At 37.6% G+C, this 17,960-nt stretch carries 19 protein-coding genes; 3 read left to right on the top strand and 16 right to left on the bottom strand.

Annotation, left to right across the window (positions count from 1 at the left end; translation table 11 throughout):
* Positions 1-2 precede the first annotated feature (2 nt).
* The gene (sleB, locus tag ACFW35_RS08195) at positions 3-869 is read right to left on the bottom strand and encodes a spore cortex-lytic enzyme (RefSeq protein ID WP_379844976.1); all 867 of its coding nucleotides are present in this window, start codon (positions 867-869) and stop codon (positions 3-5) included.
* Positions 870-988: 119 nt separating this feature from the next.
* Positions 989-1,669 carry a glutamic-type intramembrane protease PrsW gene (gene prsW / locus ACFW35_RS08190; RefSeq protein ID WP_379844975.1) on the bottom strand — a complete coding sequence of 227 codons (681 nt, stop codon included), beginning with the start codon at positions 1,667-1,669 and terminating at the stop codon, positions 989-991.
* A 91-nt stretch (positions 1,670-1,760) separates the two neighbouring features.
* Here prsW and ACFW35_RS08185 point away from each other — a divergent pair, with 91 nt between their 5' ends.
* Positions 1,761-2,729: an asparaginase gene (locus tag ACFW35_RS08185; RefSeq protein WP_379844973.1), complete on the top strand. Its 969-nt coding sequence runs from the start codon at positions 1,761-1,763 to the stop codon at positions 2,727-2,729.
* 32 nt (positions 2,730-2,761) lie between these two features.
* Here the strand turns inward: ACFW35_RS08185 and ACFW35_RS08180 are convergent, their stop codons facing one another.
* The 11 genes from ACFW35_RS08180 to ACFW35_RS08130 all read right to left on the bottom strand — a co-directional run bounded on the left by ACFW35_RS08180 (position 2,762) and on the right by ACFW35_RS08130 (position 13,309).
* Complete coding sequence (locus ACFW35_RS08180; RefSeq protein ID WP_379844972.1) at positions 2,762-3,748, bottom strand: YpdA family putative bacillithiol disulfide reductase; 987 nt, start codon at positions 3,746-3,748, stop codon at positions 2,762-2,764.
* Positions 3,749-3,876: 128 nt separating this feature from the next.
* A complete protein-coding gene (locus tag ACFW35_RS08175) occupies positions 3,877-5,160 on the bottom strand; it encodes a Glu/Leu/Phe/Val family dehydrogenase (RefSeq protein WP_379834506.1) in 1,284 nt (427 codons plus the stop codon).
* Positions 5,161-5,404: 244 nt separating this feature from the next.
* On the bottom strand, positions 5,405-6,322 hold the full coding sequence (locus ACFW35_RS08170) for a D-alanine--D-alanine ligase family protein (protein WP_379844970.1): 918 nt from the start codon (positions 6,320-6,322) through the stop codon (positions 5,405-5,407).
* 167 nt (positions 6,323-6,489) lie between these two features.
* Positions 6,490-7,080: a genetic competence negative regulator gene (locus tag ACFW35_RS08165; RefSeq protein WP_379844969.1), complete on the bottom strand. Its 591-nt coding sequence runs from the start codon at positions 7,078-7,080 to the stop codon at positions 6,490-6,492.
* A gap of 101 nt (positions 7,081-7,181) precedes the next feature.
* Entirely contained in the window at positions 7,182-8,093 is a 912-nt protein-coding gene (locus ACFW35_RS08160) for a MerR family transcriptional regulator (RefSeq protein ID WP_379844967.1), read from the bottom strand.
* Positions 8,094-8,163: 70 nt separating this feature from the next.
* Entirely contained in the window at positions 8,164-8,907 is a 744-nt protein-coding gene (locus ACFW35_RS08155; protein ID WP_379844966.1) for a metallophosphoesterase, read from the bottom strand.
* Positions 8,908-9,299: 392 nt separating this feature from the next.
* Positions 9,300-9,752 carry a DUF2663 family protein gene (locus ACFW35_RS08150; protein WP_379844964.1) on the bottom strand — a complete coding sequence of 151 codons (453 nt, stop codon included), beginning with the start codon at positions 9,750-9,752 and terminating at the stop codon, positions 9,300-9,302.
* 99 nt (positions 9,753-9,851) lie between these two features.
* Positions 9,852-10,151, bottom strand: a complete 300-nt coding sequence (locus ACFW35_RS08145; RefSeq protein WP_379844963.1) for a hypothetical protein — start codon at positions 10,149-10,151, stop codon at positions 9,852-9,854.
* A 5-nt stretch (positions 10,152-10,156) separates the two neighbouring features.
* Positions 10,157-10,759, bottom strand: a complete 603-nt coding sequence (locus ACFW35_RS08140; protein WP_379844961.1) for a CPBP family intramembrane glutamic endopeptidase — start codon at positions 10,757-10,759, stop codon at positions 10,157-10,159.
* Positions 10,760-10,767: 8 nt separating this feature from the next.
* Positions 10,768-12,261 (bottom strand): RecQ family ATP-dependent DNA helicase, encoded by a 1,494-nt coding sequence (locus ACFW35_RS08135; protein WP_379844960.1) that lies wholly within the window; start codon positions 12,259-12,261, stop codon positions 10,768-10,770.
* The gene (locus ACFW35_RS08130) at positions 12,239-13,309 is read right to left on the bottom strand and encodes a helix-turn-helix domain-containing protein (protein WP_379844958.1); all 1,071 of its coding nucleotides are present in this window, start codon (positions 13,307-13,309) and stop codon (positions 12,239-12,241) included. The genes ACFW35_RS08135 and ACFW35_RS08130 overlap by 23 nt, the downstream gene beginning before the upstream one ends.
* Before the next feature lie 231 nt (positions 13,310-13,540).
* On the opposite strand from ACFW35_RS08130, the gene ACFW35_RS08125 reads away from it, so the two are divergent.
* The gene (locus tag ACFW35_RS08125; RefSeq protein WP_066290559.1) at positions 13,541-13,789 is read left to right on the top strand and encodes a ferredoxin; all 249 of its coding nucleotides are present in this window, start codon (positions 13,541-13,543) and stop codon (positions 13,787-13,789) included.
* 187 nt (positions 13,790-13,976) lie between these two features.
* The gene (serA, locus tag ACFW35_RS08120; protein WP_379844957.1) at positions 13,977-15,551 is read left to right on the top strand and encodes a phosphoglycerate dehydrogenase; all 1,575 of its coding nucleotides are present in this window, start codon (positions 13,977-13,979) and stop codon (positions 15,549-15,551) included.
* Between the two features lie 44 nt (positions 15,552-15,595).
* Here the strand turns inward: serA and ACFW35_RS08115 are convergent, their stop codons facing one another.
* From ACFW35_RS08115 to ACFW35_RS08105, 3 genes are all read right to left on the bottom strand, one after another.
* Complete coding sequence (locus tag ACFW35_RS08115; protein ID WP_379847432.1) at positions 15,596-16,408, bottom strand: histidinol-phosphatase; 813 nt, start codon at positions 16,406-16,408, stop codon at positions 15,596-15,598.
* A 622-nt stretch (positions 16,409-17,030) separates the two neighbouring features.
* On the bottom strand, positions 17,031-17,579 hold the full coding sequence (locus tag ACFW35_RS08110; protein WP_379844955.1) for an ECF transporter S component: 549 nt from the start codon (positions 17,577-17,579) through the stop codon (positions 17,031-17,033).
* The gene (locus tag ACFW35_RS08105) at positions 17,551-17,952 is read right to left on the bottom strand and encodes a DUF4430 domain-containing protein (protein WP_379844954.1); all 402 of its coding nucleotides are present in this window, start codon (positions 17,950-17,952) and stop codon (positions 17,551-17,553) included. The genes ACFW35_RS08110 and ACFW35_RS08105 overlap by 29 nt, the downstream gene beginning before the upstream one ends.
* Positions 17,953-17,960 lie beyond the last annotated feature (8 nt).

The following is a 17,960-nucleotide window of genomic DNA, read 5'->3' as shown; positions in this document are numbered from 1 at the left end:
TATTAGTTACAAAAAATGTGCTTTCCGATTTTCTTGATTTGAGGACGTCCCCAGATCCAGCCTGAAGTTGCTGTATCAGGGTTAAAGTAATAAATTGCTTCACCCGTTGGATCCCAGCCATTTAAAGCGTCCATTACCGCTTTTCTGGCCTGTTTATTAGGGGTTAGGTAAATTTGTCCGTCAGCAACTGCGGTAAAAGCACCGGGTTCAAAAATAACACCGGAAACTGTATTTGGAAAAGCTGAACTCTCAACACGGTTAATGATTACAGCTGCAACTGCTACTTGCCCGATGTAAGGTTCACCTCGTGCTTCGCCATAAACAGCATTTGACATTAAATTAATGTCATTTTGCGAATAGCCATCTGGGATGTTTTTAGCAGGTTTTACTTGTGCTGGTTTAGCTTTTGCTTGCCCGCCTCCAGCTTTGCCTTGCGCTGTGCCCTTCGGTGTACCTTTTGCAGCCCCGCCTTTCGCCTGTTTGCTCTTTGGAACTCCCCCATAGTATGAAAATTTCTTTCCTGAACTAATTTGCTTATTCACCCAGGCTTTATCATACTTAGAAGCTTTCACAAGTTTTTGCTTCGCTGTCGATCCGGCTAAGCCGTCTATATCCATACCAAATTCATATTGGAAGTTTCGTAATGCCCAATAAGTTCTCCACCCAAAAACACCGTCAATGTTTCCTGTGTAAAAGCCTAAATATTGAAGACGGGATTGAAGTTCAACAACATCATCTCCAGTTGCTCCTTTTTGTATGACTTGGTTCGAAAACGCATGTGCATTGTTTTGACCAAATCCAGCAAATAACCCAAAACAAAGGGCGATTGCAAAAAATGCTCCCTTTATGTAAGCTGAATTTCTTTTCATGAGAAAGTTAGCCTCCTGTAATTTTAATCTCCATTTCTTGTTATACATGTATCATTTGTAATCCGGTTTTTTTTATTCAATTTCAAAGTCTCATTGTAGTAGAAATCAAAAAAGACCGGTTAAATACCGGTCTTAGCATCTGCGTTTCGATATGGATTTAATGATGAATTAGCAATCCTTACTTTTCTTAAGGCAAACCACCATAAGAAAATCATGAACGGGAACATATAGAAGAAGATATATTTGGTGTTTGATAGAAGCAAGAAATTAAATGTTCCATGAAGAAAAACAGGGATTATAAGTGAAAGACTTAAATAAATGACTTTCTTCTTTCCAGAAGAAAATTTCCCTTTCCCTAGATAAAAACCCATGATAACTCCAAACAGAGCATGCCCGCTTACCGGAAGAAGCGCGCGGATCAATGCTTCTTCGATCCCGAATGTATACAGATAAAAAATGTTTTCCAATGATGCAAAGCCTAGTGATAATGCAGTTGCATATACGATTCCATCATATGGTTCATTAAATTCTTCATGAAGGAAAACACCATAAAAGACTAAGAACCACTTTAAAAATTCCTCGAGAGTTCCGCTGACTAAAAAGGCATCAGCAAATAAAGGGACGTTCATCTCTTCCTTAAATCCAAATTGCAGGACCATTACAGGAAATACGAGAAGAACTCCAAATATATAGACCTTTATTACTAACGATAAAGGTTCAGTTTCATATTTATCCTTAAGGTAAAAAAATGATAATAGAGCAATAGCCGGAGCCACCGCTGCAGAAATTACAGCTAGCATGTCCTGCCTCTTTTCTACTGTTTTTTTCTATCGTAACATGATATTTTAAGAAGTGGAATAGAGAACACTAAGAACAAGGAGGGCGGCAATATTGAAAAAAATATTACTGATTCATACAGGCGGAACAATTGCAATGGAAGAGAATAAGAACACAGGCGGTGTCAATACAAAAGAGACACATCCACTTGAAGCCACAATCTCAGAACTGTCTGATATAGCCGAAATCGTGGTAAAGAACTACGTTAACCTGCCTTCTCCTCATATTACCCCTTTTTACATGCTTGAACTTGCTTCGTTTATTAACGAGCAGACAGAAGCAGATCGATATGACGGGCTAGTAATCACACATGGTACAGATACATTGGAAGAAACAGCTTACGTTCTTGACCTGATTTTAGAAACTCCGATTCCTGTCATTGTTACTGGCGCAATGAGGTCCAGCAACGAACACGGCTCTGATGGACCCTATAATCTTATTTCGTCTGTGAGAGTTGCCTGCGATCATCAATCATTAGGCAAAGGTGTTCTAGTCGTATTTAATGATGAAATCCACTCTGCTAAGAACGTTACAAAGACGCATACGAGCAACATCGCTACTTTTCAAAGCCCGCAGTACGGACCAATTGGAATCGTTACAAAAAGAGGAGTACTCTTTCATCATACCCCTTTGCGTTCAAGCCGGTTTCAAATAAAACATTTTTCTAAAAACGTCATATTATTAAAAGCCTATGCAGGAATGGATGGAGAATTGATAAATTCCGCATCAAAATCTGCTGACGGTGTTGTAATCGAAGCACTTGGCCAGGGCAATTTGCCTCCTGCTACTGTTCCTGCAATTAAAGAGCTTATCTCACGGCAGATACCTGTTGTACTCGTTTCCAGATGCTTCAATGGAATTGCACAGGACATTTATTCCTATGAAGGCGGCGGGAAACATTTGAAAGAGCTCGGAGTCATCTTTTCTAATGGTTTGAACGGACAAAAAGCTCGTCTTAAACTTATGATCGCACTTGAAAGTACAAATTCTTCTGAAAAGCTGCAGCAGATGTTTCTTGAGTAATTTATGATAAGAAAAGCCGATATCCATAAGGATTATCGGCTTTTTTCTCTTTCCAGAATCGTCTTAGCTACCATTTCTCCATGAAATCTTCCATTTTCTATAAAGATCTCATTAGCATTGTTTCCTGCTGCGATTACACCTGCTATAAATAATCCTTCCACATTTGTTTCCATGGTTTCCTCACAATAATAAGGACGCCCTGTTTCGGAATCAATGCTTACGCCCATCTTTGAAATAAAATCGTGATCTGGATGATAGCCGGTCATAGCAAACACAGCATGAAAAGGGAAATATTTTTCTTCATCCTTTATATCAACAAAGATCCCCTCATCAGTAATCGATTTGAGACAGGCATTAAAAGTCATTTTAATGGTTCCTGCTTTTTCGCAGGCTTCAAATTCAGGAAGCACCCAGGGCTTTATACTTTGAGAATACTCACTGCCTCTATAAAAAACGTGAGGGCGAGCTCCTGCTTTCTGCAGTTCTAAAGCGGCATCGATCGCAGAATTTTTACCCCCAATTACTGCAACATCCAAATCATAGTATGGGTGACCTTCTTTAAAATAATGATGAACATGAGGCAAGTCTTCTCCCTTAATGTTCATCATGTTAGGATTATCATAGTAGCCAGTTGCAATGATTACATATTTTGCTTCATATTGGATTTCCTCATTTTTCCGATTAAAGGCAGCTATCGTAAATGTACCATCGTTATTCTTAAAAACAGAATTTGCCTTCGTAAAAGTATGAATATTAAGCTTATGCCGTTTAACCACTTCTCTATAATAAGTTAACGCATGAATTCTGTTAGGTTTTCGCTGTTCATGAACAAAGGGGAAATCCCCTATTTCCAGCTTTTCGCTCGAACTAAAAAAGGTTTGATGGGTAGGATACTGATAAATCGTATTAACCACATTTCCCTTTTCTATCACACAATACGATATGCCTTTCTTCTGCAAAGCCACTGCTGCTGCTAAGCCGCATGGACCGCCTCCAATTATGCAAACATCTATCTTCACTTCTTCACCACTCCAAAAAAACCGTCATGTCTTTATTTTTGCCTAAGAAAAAATCTCCTATCATCATATGATAGGAGATTTGCTCTTGGTTTGTAAAGGAAACCAGACTTATGGTTACAAGTGAATTATTAAATCCAGCCTCTGAAACGTGATGCTTCAGCCATCTTACGAACACCGACCATATAAGCCGCAAGTCTCATGTTAACTTTTCTGTTCATAGCTGTTGTATAAACCGTATCAAACGATTTAACCATCACTTTTTCAAGCTTCTCTTCAACTTCTTCTTCAGTCCAATAGTATCCTTGGTTGTTTTGAACCCATTCAAAGTAAGAAACTGTTACTCCACCAGCACTTGCTAATACGTCAGGTACAAGCAGGACTCCTCTTTCTGATAAGATTCGAGTTGCCTCAAGAGTTGTCGGCCCATTTGCTGCCTCAACAACAATTGTTGCTTTAATCTGGTAAGCATTTTTCTCTGTAATCTGATTTTCAATCGCAGCAGGTACTAAAATATCGCAATCAAGTTCTAACAGCTCTTGATTTGTTATTGTGTCTTTAAATAATTTTGTAACCGTACCAAAGCTGTCTCTGCGCTCAAGCAGATAATCGATATCAAGTCCTTCAGGGTCATAAAGACCGCCATAAGCATCTGAAATCGCGATTACTTTCGCCCCAGCATCGTGCATGAATTTAGCAAGGAAGCTTCCTGCATTACCAAATCCCTGTACAACGACACGAGCGCCCTCAAGCTGAATACCTTTTTTTGCAGCAGCTTCTCGAATACATATCGTAACACCTTTTGCAGTAGCTGTTTCACGTCCGTGAGATCCACCAAGTACAAGAGGTTTACCAGTGATAAAACCAGGTGAGTCAAACTCTCTGATTCTGCTGTATTCATCCATCATCCAAGCCATAATCTGCGAATTTGTAAATACATCTGGGGCAGGGATATCTTTTGTAGGTCCTACGAGCTGACTGATAGCTCGTACATATCCGCGGCTCAATCTTTCAAGCTCTCTGAAAGACATCGTACGCGGATCACAGATGATTCCGCCTTTACCGCCGCCGTATGGCAGATCTACAATTCCTGCTTTTAAACTCATCCAAATTGATAGCGCTTTAACTTCTATTTCTGATACATTCGGATGAAAACGAACGCCGCCCTTTGTTGGACCAACAGCATCATTATGCTGGGCACGATATCCTGTAAAAATTTTAGTGCTTCCATCATCCATTTTAACCGGTATGCGGACAGTAAGCATACGGATTGGCTCTTTAAGCAATTCATAAACTTCGGAAGAATATCCTAATTTATCGAGCGCATCCGCGATAACGGATTGCGTGGATTGGAGCACATTGTCATTTTCATGATGATTGTCGGATTTTTGGTCTGTAGTATTTTGGGCTGTCATTTGTTTACCTCCCATATTTGTCACCTCTAAAGTTTAGTCAAGCTTCAGTGACAGTATACACCTTTGCAAGACTGTTGAGAAGAAAAATTTAGTGAATTTCACCTAAAAAGAAAACGCTTTCTTAATCACATACTGTTACGAAAATACATAATATTCTGCCAATATACTTATAGGCAATGTTTGTCCAATTTTGTAGAAATCTACCCCACCATTTCATTAAACAGATGGGGTATTGATCTAATCACTATTTTTTTAAAGATAACTCAATTAATTTTTCAATCATAGCTGGATAATCCATGCCTATTTCCTTAGCTGCATCTGGGAAAAGACTTGTCGGTGTCATACCAGGCAGTGTGTTCACTTCTAAAATAACAGGCTCTGTACCATCGTGAGGAACGATAAAATCTACACGGGAATATACTTCGCACCCTAGAACTTCGTGAGCAGCAACAGCCTGCTTCTGAAGAAGTGCGGTGGTTTTCTCATCTAATCTCGCTGGAACATAGTGTATACTTCCACCCTCAGCATATTTCGATTCATAATCATAATAGGCATTTTTAGGCTCAATCTCTACAACCGGCAATGCTTGCATCTGGCCGTGTTCACCCATAACAGCAACTGTTACCTCTTTCCCGCTTACAAATTGTTCTACAAGGACAGTATCATCATGCATGAATGCCTCAGCGATCCCTTTAAGAAGTTCTTCCCTGTTTTGAGCAATTGTTAACCCTATTGTTGATCCTTCTCTATTTGGCTTAACTACAGCAGGAAAATCGAAAGATAATTCTGTTTGATCTTCTTTATATGATTTTTTGTATAATACTTTTTCTTTTGCTATATTGATGCCTGCTTCCTTAAAGAACTGTTTTGATTTTGCTTTATCCATTGCAATCCCTGATGCTAAAGCCCCAGATCCTACATATGGAATATTCAGCATATCTAAAAGTCCCTGCAGACGTCCATCCTCACCATACTTACCGTGAAGTCCCAAAAAAACAACATCTGCTTCCATATCGAGCAACTCATGTAATCGTGATGGATGGAAATCGATACCTATAACATCATGTCCCTTGCTTTCAAGAGCAGCAATAATTTGTTTTCCTGTAGATAGTGATACTTCCCGTTCAGCAGATACTCCGCCATATAAGACTGCAATTTTCATTAATGGTCACTCCTAGCCCAAAAGTTTATGTATATATTATATTCCCTGAACTTTTTACTGTTCAGCGGATAAAAAAATATTACTTATCATAACACGATTTTTCGGAAATCAGGAAGGTGAAATATAAATGAGGACGCAGAATTTTTGCGCCCTCCTTCCTGTTTTTGTTATTTAAAATAACGATGAAGCTCTTTTACAGCTTCGGTCTTCATTAGTTCTTTTCCATATTCGATTACTCTATAGCTTGTAATTGTTGAGGAACTCCCGAATTCAGCAAGAACTGCAATAAATAAATCCAGGTCAAGTGGTTTAACTTCTTCCTCTTCAAATTTTAAGTAAAAATGATTATTAAAAGAGAACAATCTGCCACCCTTAATTTCTAGTGAATAAAGACGATTCGCCAGGCGGATGACATCTTCAAATGATGAAAACTCATAAAAAATTTCATCATTTTCATCCAAAGTAACTTGCATCTCTATATAATCTTCATCATATTCCTCTTCCAGATCATACTCATTGATACCTTTTGTAACAATAACAACCATACCTTGAGCAGGAAGTGAAAATACTTCAACCGCAATAGGACCGTCAGCTTTAAATCCTACCTCATCATCAGCTTCAGTCATCATATCTCGGAAAAGCTGATGTACTTTCGGAATGTCTTGCCATATTTCTTCTTTTGAAATACCACGTTCATTCAAATCATCAAAAGTTAGGAAGATCTTTATTTTATTATAGGTTAACCGTTCTACCCGCATCTCTGGTCCCCCTTACGATCGGCGCTATTATGTCTTAATTACAATATATGAGTTTGTGAAAAGTTGGTGATAAACAAACAAGCCAATTATATCGGCCATCATTATTTATTTTTAAGCTTTCTAGAAATCCAGTCTTCCCATTCTGCTTTCGTGCTGCCGATTAACAGATCGCTGTATGTCTCACGAACTTCGGAAGACAGATGGTTAACAGCAGATCCACCCACACCAAAGGAAGTTTCAGGGAAATTTCTATAAAGATTTTCAGCCCATCTTAGTGTTTTTATTGCTGGATCCACAATTGTACACGATAAAAATACCATCCTAGGTTCCACTTCTTTTAAAACAACCTCAAAGTCTTTCTCTGGAATTCCGTGACCTAAATAGATTACTTCGAACCCTTTACGTCTTAAAAACAACGTAAACATCAAGAGACCTAATTCATGTTCCTCATCTATTCCGCAGCTTGCAATTACCTTAGGCAAATACGGGTCAGAAGGAAGCCATTGCATAAGTTGTCCAATTTTAGTCCGTAAAAAGGATGAAGCAAAGTGTTCGTGTGCAACTGTTATTTTTTGATCTTCCCAAAGATGACCTACCTGTACTAATAATGTACCCAAAATATCAATTATGACTTTTTCCAAATTATACATACTGAATGCCTGACTCAATAGATCGTTAGCTTTCTTTTCCTGAAATGAAAGCAAAGCATCTAAAATCATACTGGACATTTCAGCAGCACGATCCGTATTTTCAATTGTAAAAGGTGCAGCTTCTTTATAAAGTTCCCCGTTCTGGGCAACGTCAACTGCTTGGCTAATTGTGAATCCTTGATTAACTTTATTCACTAGCCATTTTAATATGTATACTTGTTCATCGGTATATAATCGGTGTCCAGCTTCATTTCGATGAGGCTGAACAATAGAGTAGCGTCTTTCCCAGGCTCTTAGTGTACCAGCTTGTATGCCGAGCATTTTGGAGACCGCTTTAATGTTGTACTTCCCTTCACAAGACATCTGCACTTCCTCCAAAAAATAAGTTAAGAAGAGTATATCTGAAAAAACATTGTACTGTAAACTTTTTGCCTTAACCGAGAGTGATCAGATGTGCTTCACAGGGCGCTCCCAATCGAAGAGGCAGATGCGTTGCACCAAATCCATTGCTGACTAAAAGCTTATAATATCCTTCATCGTACCATCCGCCTCTTTTGGCGATTCCCAATGTTCCCAGCCTGATCTGGCCTCCGTGAGTATGTCCTGACAGCACTAAACGAATCTGATATTCTTTCTTGATTTTTTTGGCTATATCTGGATTGTGGCTGATGAGGATACGGCATGAAGAACTGCAATTCATTACAGCATCTTCCAATCTGTCTTTTCCGAAAGAAAGATCGTTTATTCCTGCAATATCAAGAACTTCATTATTTCTTTTCAAAGAAATACTGGTATTATCTAAAATGATTGCGCCATTATTTGATATAGTGTTCTTTAAATAATTTATATCTACATCATAATCATTGTTTCCCCATACAAAATGAACAGGTCCAATTTTAGACAGCATCTTTATATTGTCTTCCACTCTGTCCATCGGAACTCCTTTTTCCACCAAGTCCCCTCCGATAATTACAATGTCTGCTTTTTCTGCTTTTTCAATAAGTTTATTTGTAATCGTTCTTCGATGGATGTCTGAAATGAAAAAGATTTTGAAATTCTTAAAAGAACCAGGGAGATTGTCTATGTTTACCGTATCTAAACTGACACGATTTCTGTGCGCTTCAATATACATATATAGTAAAAGTATAAATGAAGCTACTAAGAAAATGTATATCATTATTGCCTCCTGCAATTATTTAAATAATCATAACACAGAACTGTTCCAGCTCATAAAATGAATAAATGCGGTTTTAATTTTTTGAATATTTAAAAAGTATTAGTTGAAAAATTTGTAAATTTAACGTATGATTATTTACATGAATAACAAAAATTTAGAGAGGAATAACATCATGACATTAACTAAATTAAAGAACAAATCTCTCGTCACAGACCTTGACTTATCATATAGCATGCGACTTGGTTTGCCTATTGAAGTGTACTGCCCGGAAACACATCAAACCATTGCCTTTGGCAGAATAGATCACTTTTGTGAAATGACAGTAATCATACAAGGTCAGCACCACGATAGAGATTCTGTTTTATTTTTCGGCTGTCCATGCCAATAACCTTCTATTTGTGAAAGATATTAATGTTGTATTCTTTTTTCATAAATTCAAATACGATATGCCTCTGATTCCATTGTTCCTCATCGCTCCACCATTCTTCATTTCGATTAATAAAATCTGAACGTATCGCTTCGAAATCATCATCTGCTTTTTTGTACTTTTTTTTCATCCAAATCATATGAAAACTAGAGAATATAATAAATACTGTACAGATCCAAACCATCTCATCTCCGAAAATAAGAGTTAACGGATTTTCAAAGGATGAAGCATGTGGAAGTTTAAAAAAATAGAGATAAACAAACGTGGCAATTACAACAAAAACCATTGACGATCCCCATTGATTAATTGCTTTTTTCCATCTGTCTTTTTCTTCTTTCTTTTCTACGAGCTGGGCTAAAACGATGCTAGTCAGCTGATTAACAAAAGGCTTTATCCTCCAGTGATTCAATGCGTTCATACACAAAACCTCCTGTAGAATAATTATGCCTATACAAGCAGATTCATGCTTTCTAATAAAATAAAGACCGTCAGGAATCCATTGTGTTCCTGACGGTCTTTATCGTTCGATCTCCACTTGCTCAACACCTTTTTTATCTTCACTGTGGACCGGCGTTGATACTTTTTGTGACCAATATTTATAAGTCACAGTCATGCCAATCAATAAAATAAAAGTAAAAAGCAGCAGCCTTGTCAGCCAAAACATAGACATTTTTCGCTGTTTCTGTTTATTCTCTTTCTTTTTTTTGACCTCTTTTTTCTTTCCATGCACTTCACTTCTTGAAGGAAGCGCACTCGTTTGAAATTCGCTTAAGTCAGCGGCTTTTATTCTAAGATTTTCTGCCTGATCTTTCTCCATTTAAGTCACACTCCATTCTCGGTGTCTTTCCTGCCTTTATTATGTTCTCTAGCAATCCAGCAGCCGGAAATAAAATCAATTAAGAAATGAGCAAAAAACGGAACCCATATTGTTCCAGTCATCTCATATAATAGGCCAAGCCAAAAACTTAACAAGGTCACAATACTGAATAATAATGGCTTTCTAATATATCGGACATGAAGAAGTGAAAAGATAAGGCTTGTAATAACTAAACCTAATAAGGATTGTAACACTCCGCGGAAAAGCCATTCCTCCGCAAATGCAATAATTCCTGTCAAAATAAAAATATGAGGATATGACAAGGAGCAGAAGATTTTTTCATTAATTCCGCCATCATCCAAATAATGATCAGGAAGCCTTTTTTTAAATTCTATAGATAAGAAAGGTAAAAACAATCCGGTTGCTCCTGCTAATAGCAGATCTATACTTGTTAGCGTACTATCAATATTCCATGGAAAAGGAACATCAAAGAAAAAAGCAATAACAATAGCGATTATTAAAAATAAACCTTGTGAGATATAAACATTCAATAATAATTCTTTTGGAGTAAAATCATTAATCAAGTTTCCTTCTTGGGAATTATTCATATTTGTTGTTACACTTCCTGTCTAAATAAACGTTTAAGTTCATCTTCCCATACGTGATAAGTATTTATCTCTTTTTCTTGTTTTCCGTAAAAACGGGTAAGTTCATCCTGACAGCTGCTGCAGCATTCATCCACGTCTGCTATTTCTTCTTCACCAAAATATTTCAGCAGCATATTTCGTTTACAGCCTTCATCCATTATCCACTTTTTAATCATTGTTAATGATTTTAACTTTTCTCTTTTTCTTTCCTCTATCTTTTTCTTAAGTATTTTTTTCAATGATTCCCTTTTCACTTCTGGAACACACTTTTCAAACAATACTCCTGCATTATTGAGGTGGTATTCCATAAACCTTTGGCCTGTTTCAGAAATACCAGCTAACTGCAAACGCTCAGATAAAGTCTGTTCTGCAAGTACATCATAATCTGATAAAATGTAATCTATTTGATTATCATCAGGCAGCTCATGTTCAATAAAGTGGAATGGCACCTCTAAATCAGATGGATGATAAAGAAGAATCGCTGCTGACGGCTGCATATCCCGTCCGGCACGTCCTATTTCCTGAACATACCCTTCTACATTTGCTGGTGCATTATAATGAATCACATACCTGATATCAGGTTTATTTATACCCATCCCAAATGCATTTGTGCATACGATCAGCTGCAGCTGCGAATTAAGAAATTGCTTTTGCACTAGCAATCTCTCATCCTGTTCCATGCCCCCATGATAATAGGAAACATCTTGCATCCCCCTTTCATGAAGAACAGAGACAAGCTGTTCAGCACCTCTTCTCGTATTTGTATAAAGTATTCCCGAACCTTTTAATTCAGTTATTAGATCTATAGCCCGGTCTTGTTTTTGCTCTACATCAGAAAAGAATTCTACAAAAATAGAGATATTCGCACGATTCACACTATGTATATGAACTTTCGCATCTCTCATTTCCAAATACTTCCGAATGTCTTCTTGTACTTTTACTGTAGCTGTTGCCGTTAATGCAAGGCATACAGGGTTTCCGAGCTCTTCTCTAATAAATGCTAAATCCAAATAATGGGGCCTAAATTCATGTCCCCATTGAGAAATACAATGTGCTTCATCTACTACAAATAGGGACCAGTCGATCGATAATAAAGCAGATCGTATATATTTATTTTGCATGATCTCAGGGCTTACAAAGACAAACTGGTAATCTTTTAAGTGATGCAAAACCAATCGTCTATCTGATTGATCTAAGAAACTGTTTAAAGCCACCGTTCTCTTAAAGCCAGCCTGTTTGAACTGATCAACTTGGTCCTGCATAAGAGACACCAACGGAGAAACGATTAAAGCTCTTCCTTTCAATAATACGGCTGCCAACTGATAGATCAGTGTTTTCCCCGTCCCAGTAGGAAGCATGCCTAGTACATCATGACCTGAAAGAATATCTTCTAATATTTCTTTTTGTCCCGGTCTGAAATCATCAAAACCGTAATACTGTTTAAGTGCCGCTTCCAACTGCATGTTTCCCACCCTCTTTTGCCAGAACAAGCCGTATTTGCAAATATGTTAAATGTGGAAATGCTTCTTTAATCGGCCTGAGTTTATTTTCTTTTGTTTTATTATAAAAAAGGATAACTTTTTCTTTATCTTCCTCGCTTATGTAAGGATGAATTGAAAATTCAGGAATCTCCCGAGCGATTTCTACGAGGTGATCTTCCATTGTACTCAATTTCAAGTTTCTGATTTTCATAATTTCTTGTATGTCTTTTTCTTTTTGAAGCAGTTGATACGTCTGCAATGCAGATTTGGTTAAGGCGGGTACAACAATAAAATCCCCTATAAGTGAACTTAATACAGGATACATCCCTGGCTGCTCTCTAATTGATTTGAAAATTTGATGCAGTACTGAACGGAAGCGAAGTACCGTTTCAATTTTTGTTAATCCCCACTCTCTGGCAGACTGTTCAAATGTATTTCCAACACGGTTGTAGCCTGACAATTTTTTAACAAAAATTTCAGCACCCTCCGAATCGCATTTTTGCAATACAGTATTTAATTCATTGTATAAATAGGATGCAATATGCTTTCTTTGCTGTTCAGATCTAGGAAAAAGAATTTTTACTTTTTCAGCTGCTTCACGGTCTCTTATAACCGGAGAAAAATCAAAGTTATTATAAAGAGAGTTTGATAGGGACTGCACAAATAATGTAATGACTTGCCAGCATTTATGTTCGATCGAAGCGTATTTTAGACCATTGAGCTTTTCAATGAATAAATAGCGTCCCTTAATCTCCCCGAGGAACTCTACACCTTTTTTCGTTACAAAAAAGACATTGTCTTCTTTAAGATTTATCAGTTCATCCATATATAGCTCATCTATGATTGAGTTAAAATCATCTAACGTTAACCCTTTTAACGATGCATAATATTGTTCTATCTCAAACCATTGACTATCTGATAATGATTGTGATGTTTTCTTTCCAGTTAATATGTAATAAATACCTGAGCATTTTCTGCTGCCATCTACTTTTTGCAGAATGTCCATTATTATGGCATAACAAATATCCATACTTTATCACCACTCTATTTTCTTATATCTATTTTATCAGATTATAGGGAATTGAGAGTAAAAGTGTTATATTTTGAAGGAAGCTGGGTATAAAAGATATGATGAGGATACTAATTTTCTATTGAAATGTAGAGGGATACTTATTACAATATGATTAGAAGACCCTTTAATAAAAAATGGTTAAATATGTATGACCGGATTAGTTTTCCAATTCCTTAGGAGGTATTCATTATGCCAAAGTATACGATTGTAGACAAAGAAACTTGTATCGCATGTGGAGCATGCGGAGCTGCAGCACCAGACATTTACGATTATGACGATGAAGGAATTGCATTTGTAACTCTTGACGAGAACCAAGGAATCGTTGAAATTCCAGACGTATTGTTAGAAGACATGCAAGACGCTTTTGAAGGCTGCCCAACAGATTCAATTAAGGTTGCAGATGAGCCTTTTGATGGCGATGCATTAAAATACGAATAGACAATAGTTACGAACCCTCTTTTAAGAGGGTTTTTTTATTTATTTTATTAAGGATGATTCTCATTGTCAATTAGTTTCTTTATTTTATGAAACCGCTATCTTAAAAAACATGGTTGTACCCTTATTCAGAATGTGTTAAATTATCAAAATATTGATGCAACTTATAAAGAATTCGAGGGGTGGAAACGTGACAGCAACCGTATTAGTTTGTGATGGCATTACAAGCGAGGGAATCGAACCTTTAGTAAGACTCGAAGGTGTAGAACTCATCTTCGGAAAGATTGATGATATCGAAGACCCTGAAATGATTCAAGGAATAATGGTTAGAAGCGCTACTAAAATTACCGAGTCTGTTCTAGAAAAATTTTCAGGATTAAAAATTATTGCCCGTGCTGGTGTTGGTGTAGATAACATCGACCTTACCGCTGCAACCAAAAAAGGGGTTCTGGTTGTTAATGCTCCTGAAGGCAATACAATTTCAACTGCTGAACATACTTGGGCGATGATGATGTCCTTAGTACGTAATATCCCGCAAGCTAACCAATCTGTTAAGCTCGGTGAATGGGATAGAAAAAAATATACAGGCCAGGAACTTTACCAAAAAACACTTGGAATTATTGGTATGGGCCGCATCGGTTCTGAGCTTGCAAAACGTGCTAAAAGTTTTTCCATGAATGTTCTTGTTTTCGATCCTTATTTTTCTTTAGAAAAACAGAAAGAATTATCTGTTACTTCTGTTGACCTTGATACGCTCATTCAACAAAGTGATATTATTACTGTTCATACCCCGCTTACAAAAGATACTCGCAAGCTGTTAAATCACGATAACCTTAAAAATACTAAAAAAGGCACATATCTCCTTAACTGTGCCCGTGGGGGCATCATTGATGAAGAAGCTCTCTTGCACTATTTGAACACTGGCCACCTATCAGGGTGTGCTCTAGATGTATTTGAACAAGAGCCTCCAGTTAACCGTTCATTGATTGATCATCCTAATGTTATCGTCACTCCTCATATTGCCGCTTCAACCATACAGGCTCAAAAAAATGTAGCTTTTATGGCGAGCGATGAGATTAAATCGTTTATATTAAATAAACCTTTAAAACATGCCGTAAACTTCCCGTCATTAACTAAAGATACGTATGAAAAACTTATCGCTTATTATGACTTCTCACATGTACTCGGATCATTTACAACACAATTTTTCAAAGAGCCTGTCACCGAAATTTCCATTGGATATGGCGGATCACTCTCTGAAACGGATACGACATCACTGACCAGAAGCTTTCTTTGCGGTTTCTTAAAAACGAGACTCGGCAGACCTGTCAACGATGTCAATAGTATGGTGGCTGCTAACGAACGCGGGATCGTAGTAGGAGAAAAACGGGGTACAGATGACTACGGCTACCCAAATATTATTCATGTAAAAGTTACCGGACAAAATAGGACTTTCACACTATCCGCTACTTTAGTTAAAGGGTTTGGCGGACGTATTATACAATTGAATGGATATACAGTAGATTTTGTTCCTCAAGGATCTCTTTTATATATTGAACATCGGGATACACCTGGAATTATAGGAAAAGTAGGTGCCTTTCTAGGTGAACGGAAAATAAATATCGCGACGATGCACGTAGGAAGAAAATCAGCAGGCGGTGAAGCAATGATGGTATTAACATTTGATTCACAGCTGCCTGAAGAAATTCAAAAAGAACTAGTCAACATTGAGGATCTGCTCGTTTGCAAACCGTTGGACCTGTAATTTATACATTAAAAAACTTGGCTCTGATGAGCCAAGTTTTTTAGTTATCCTAATTCAACTTCTTTTCGCTCTCCATCTTTAAAAGTCATAAGTGTTGTATATCCTGTCTTTTTTGCAAGCTCAATAGAAGATTCATAGTTTTCCCCTACTTGATGAGGTTCATGGGCATCAGAAGATAAAACGATAGGAATACCCTTTTTAAAGCATAATGAAAGCAGCTCAGGTTCAGGGTATAATCTCCCGACAGGTTTGCGTAAACCAGCTGAAGAAATTTCCACACATGTTTTTGAATCTTTCAAAGCGTCTGTTACCCTCTCATACTGCTCCATTAAAAATTCCTCGTCTTTTGGAACGTGATTAAAAATTTTCACCAAGTCAATATGTCCTACAATATCAAAAAGATTCGATTGTGCCAGCGTTATGATTTGGTCGTAATATGCCCTATATGTTTCGTACAGATCCCTTCGATCCCATTCTTTTCTGAATTCAGCAAGATCAATTCCAAAATCGTCAACCCAGTGAACAGAGCCGATCACGTAATCAAATGGATAAGATGAAATGAAGGATTCCATCTCTTTGTGGCTGCCTGGGGTATAGTCCATTTCAATAGACATTCTTACGTCTAAACCTAACCCTCCCGCTTTCTGAAATAAATTCATGTAGTCATCCATCGCATAATAGCGTCTTTCTTCCATCCATGGTTTCGAAACAATGTTTTTCGTTTCATAAAAATGATAAGCGTGTTCAGATATCCCGAATTCTTCGATTCCTTTTTGTTTTGCTGTCTCCACAAATTTCGTTAAGTAATCAATCGTCAAAGTTCCTTTTTCGAGATGAGCATGGTAATCCGTCAGCATATTAGTCTCCTTTTTAAAAAACGTTTTACCATATGTACCACGAATATCTCTTTCAATCAAGCATTTATGCCCCTAGTTTTCCGCCGATAAAAAGCACACTGATGCAAAGTGTTAAAAATAACACCGCAAAAAAACGATTAAGATAGTCTCTCATTTTGTCCTCCTAAATTTCAAGAATCAACTTTACTATCCTATTCAATTAATGAAATTTTTGAACTCTATTTTTAAAATTAAAGTGTGTGCGCTTGGCGGACTGGTTTTTAGCTAGGCTGTTTTCGCAAACTTTGTTGCTCTTGAAAAATGGTTGATTTCCGCTCCAGGTACTCGCTTTCCGCGGGGTGGGCGGTGAGCCTCCTTGGCGCGTTGCACCATTAGGAGTCTCACCTGTCCCACTGATCCCGCAGGACAAGGAAGGCTTCGACAGCGTTACATCGCACGAAGAAAATATGGTTTTTATTTTCGAGGAGTCTCGCACCTTGCGCTCCAACCAACCTGTCAATGGAGAGAATGAAAAAAAAGACCACAAAAGCAACAGCCTTATAGACAAGAACCTTTCGCTAAGAGTGCTACAGATTTTCTAAACTAAATAAGAAGTTAAACAGGGGCAAAATAAAAAACCGCCTTAATAGGCGGCTGTTTTGTTAAAATTGTTATTTAGCTGCTTCTCCATAATATATAGGAGCGGTTTGTATAGCACTATAAAGAATACTGCATTTCCAATCGCATGGTTCAAATCAAATGGCAGCCCTGCCACATAATATGGCCAGAATTTTTGTGTAATGACACCGCCCATTATTACCGACATAATGAAACCGAACAGAAAGCCGCAGAAGCTTGCATATAAGCTCATGACCCACCATGGCATTATATGACGGTATTTGCCGAGCAGACCGCTTAAAACTGCAATAATCCCCCAAGCGATCATCTGCCCGAAAGTCCATAGGCCGTGACCTAAGAATAGGTTAGTAGTTAAAGTACTTAAAATAGCTAGAATTAGACCTTGGACAGGACCAAGTACAAATGATGCTAATATTAAAATCGTTGTATTCGGCTGAACGTTTGGAATCATTGCAAATGCTATACGTCCTACAGTTAAGATTGCTGCAAGCAAAGCAATGATCGTAATCCTCCTGATCGTCAGCTTATTCATACTTGTGGAAGTCGAATTCAACAGTATCACCAGGTTTCAATGTGATATCTTTTGCGCCTTTCATTGCTTCTTCACCATTAACAGAAAAGAACCATGATGTTTTATCCTGTTCGTTTCCGGCAATTCCTTCAATACTGCTGATAAAAGAATCATCAAATTGAGTTTCGATCTTAAAGTTATCCTTCATAACATCCATGATTGTTGTTTGTTCCGTAATTGCTACCTTCTTTTCTGCAACCTTCTCTTTGCCATTATCTTTTGTAATTTGAACGGTTACTTGTTCTTTTTTGTTTTCTTCAGTTTTTGGCTGATCAGAAGCCTTCTTTGTCTCAGATGTTCCACACCCAGCCATTATCATCATCATTGCTGCAAATACTAAAATAAGCTTTTTCATCATAAAAC

It is taken from the genome of Fictibacillus sp. NPDC058756 (genome assembly GCF_042746035.1).
In the GTDB taxonomy this organism is placed as follows: domain Bacteria; phylum Bacillota; class Bacilli; order Bacillales; family Fictibacillaceae; genus Fictibacillus.
This window is presented reverse-complemented; position numbering and strand designations above follow the sequence as displayed.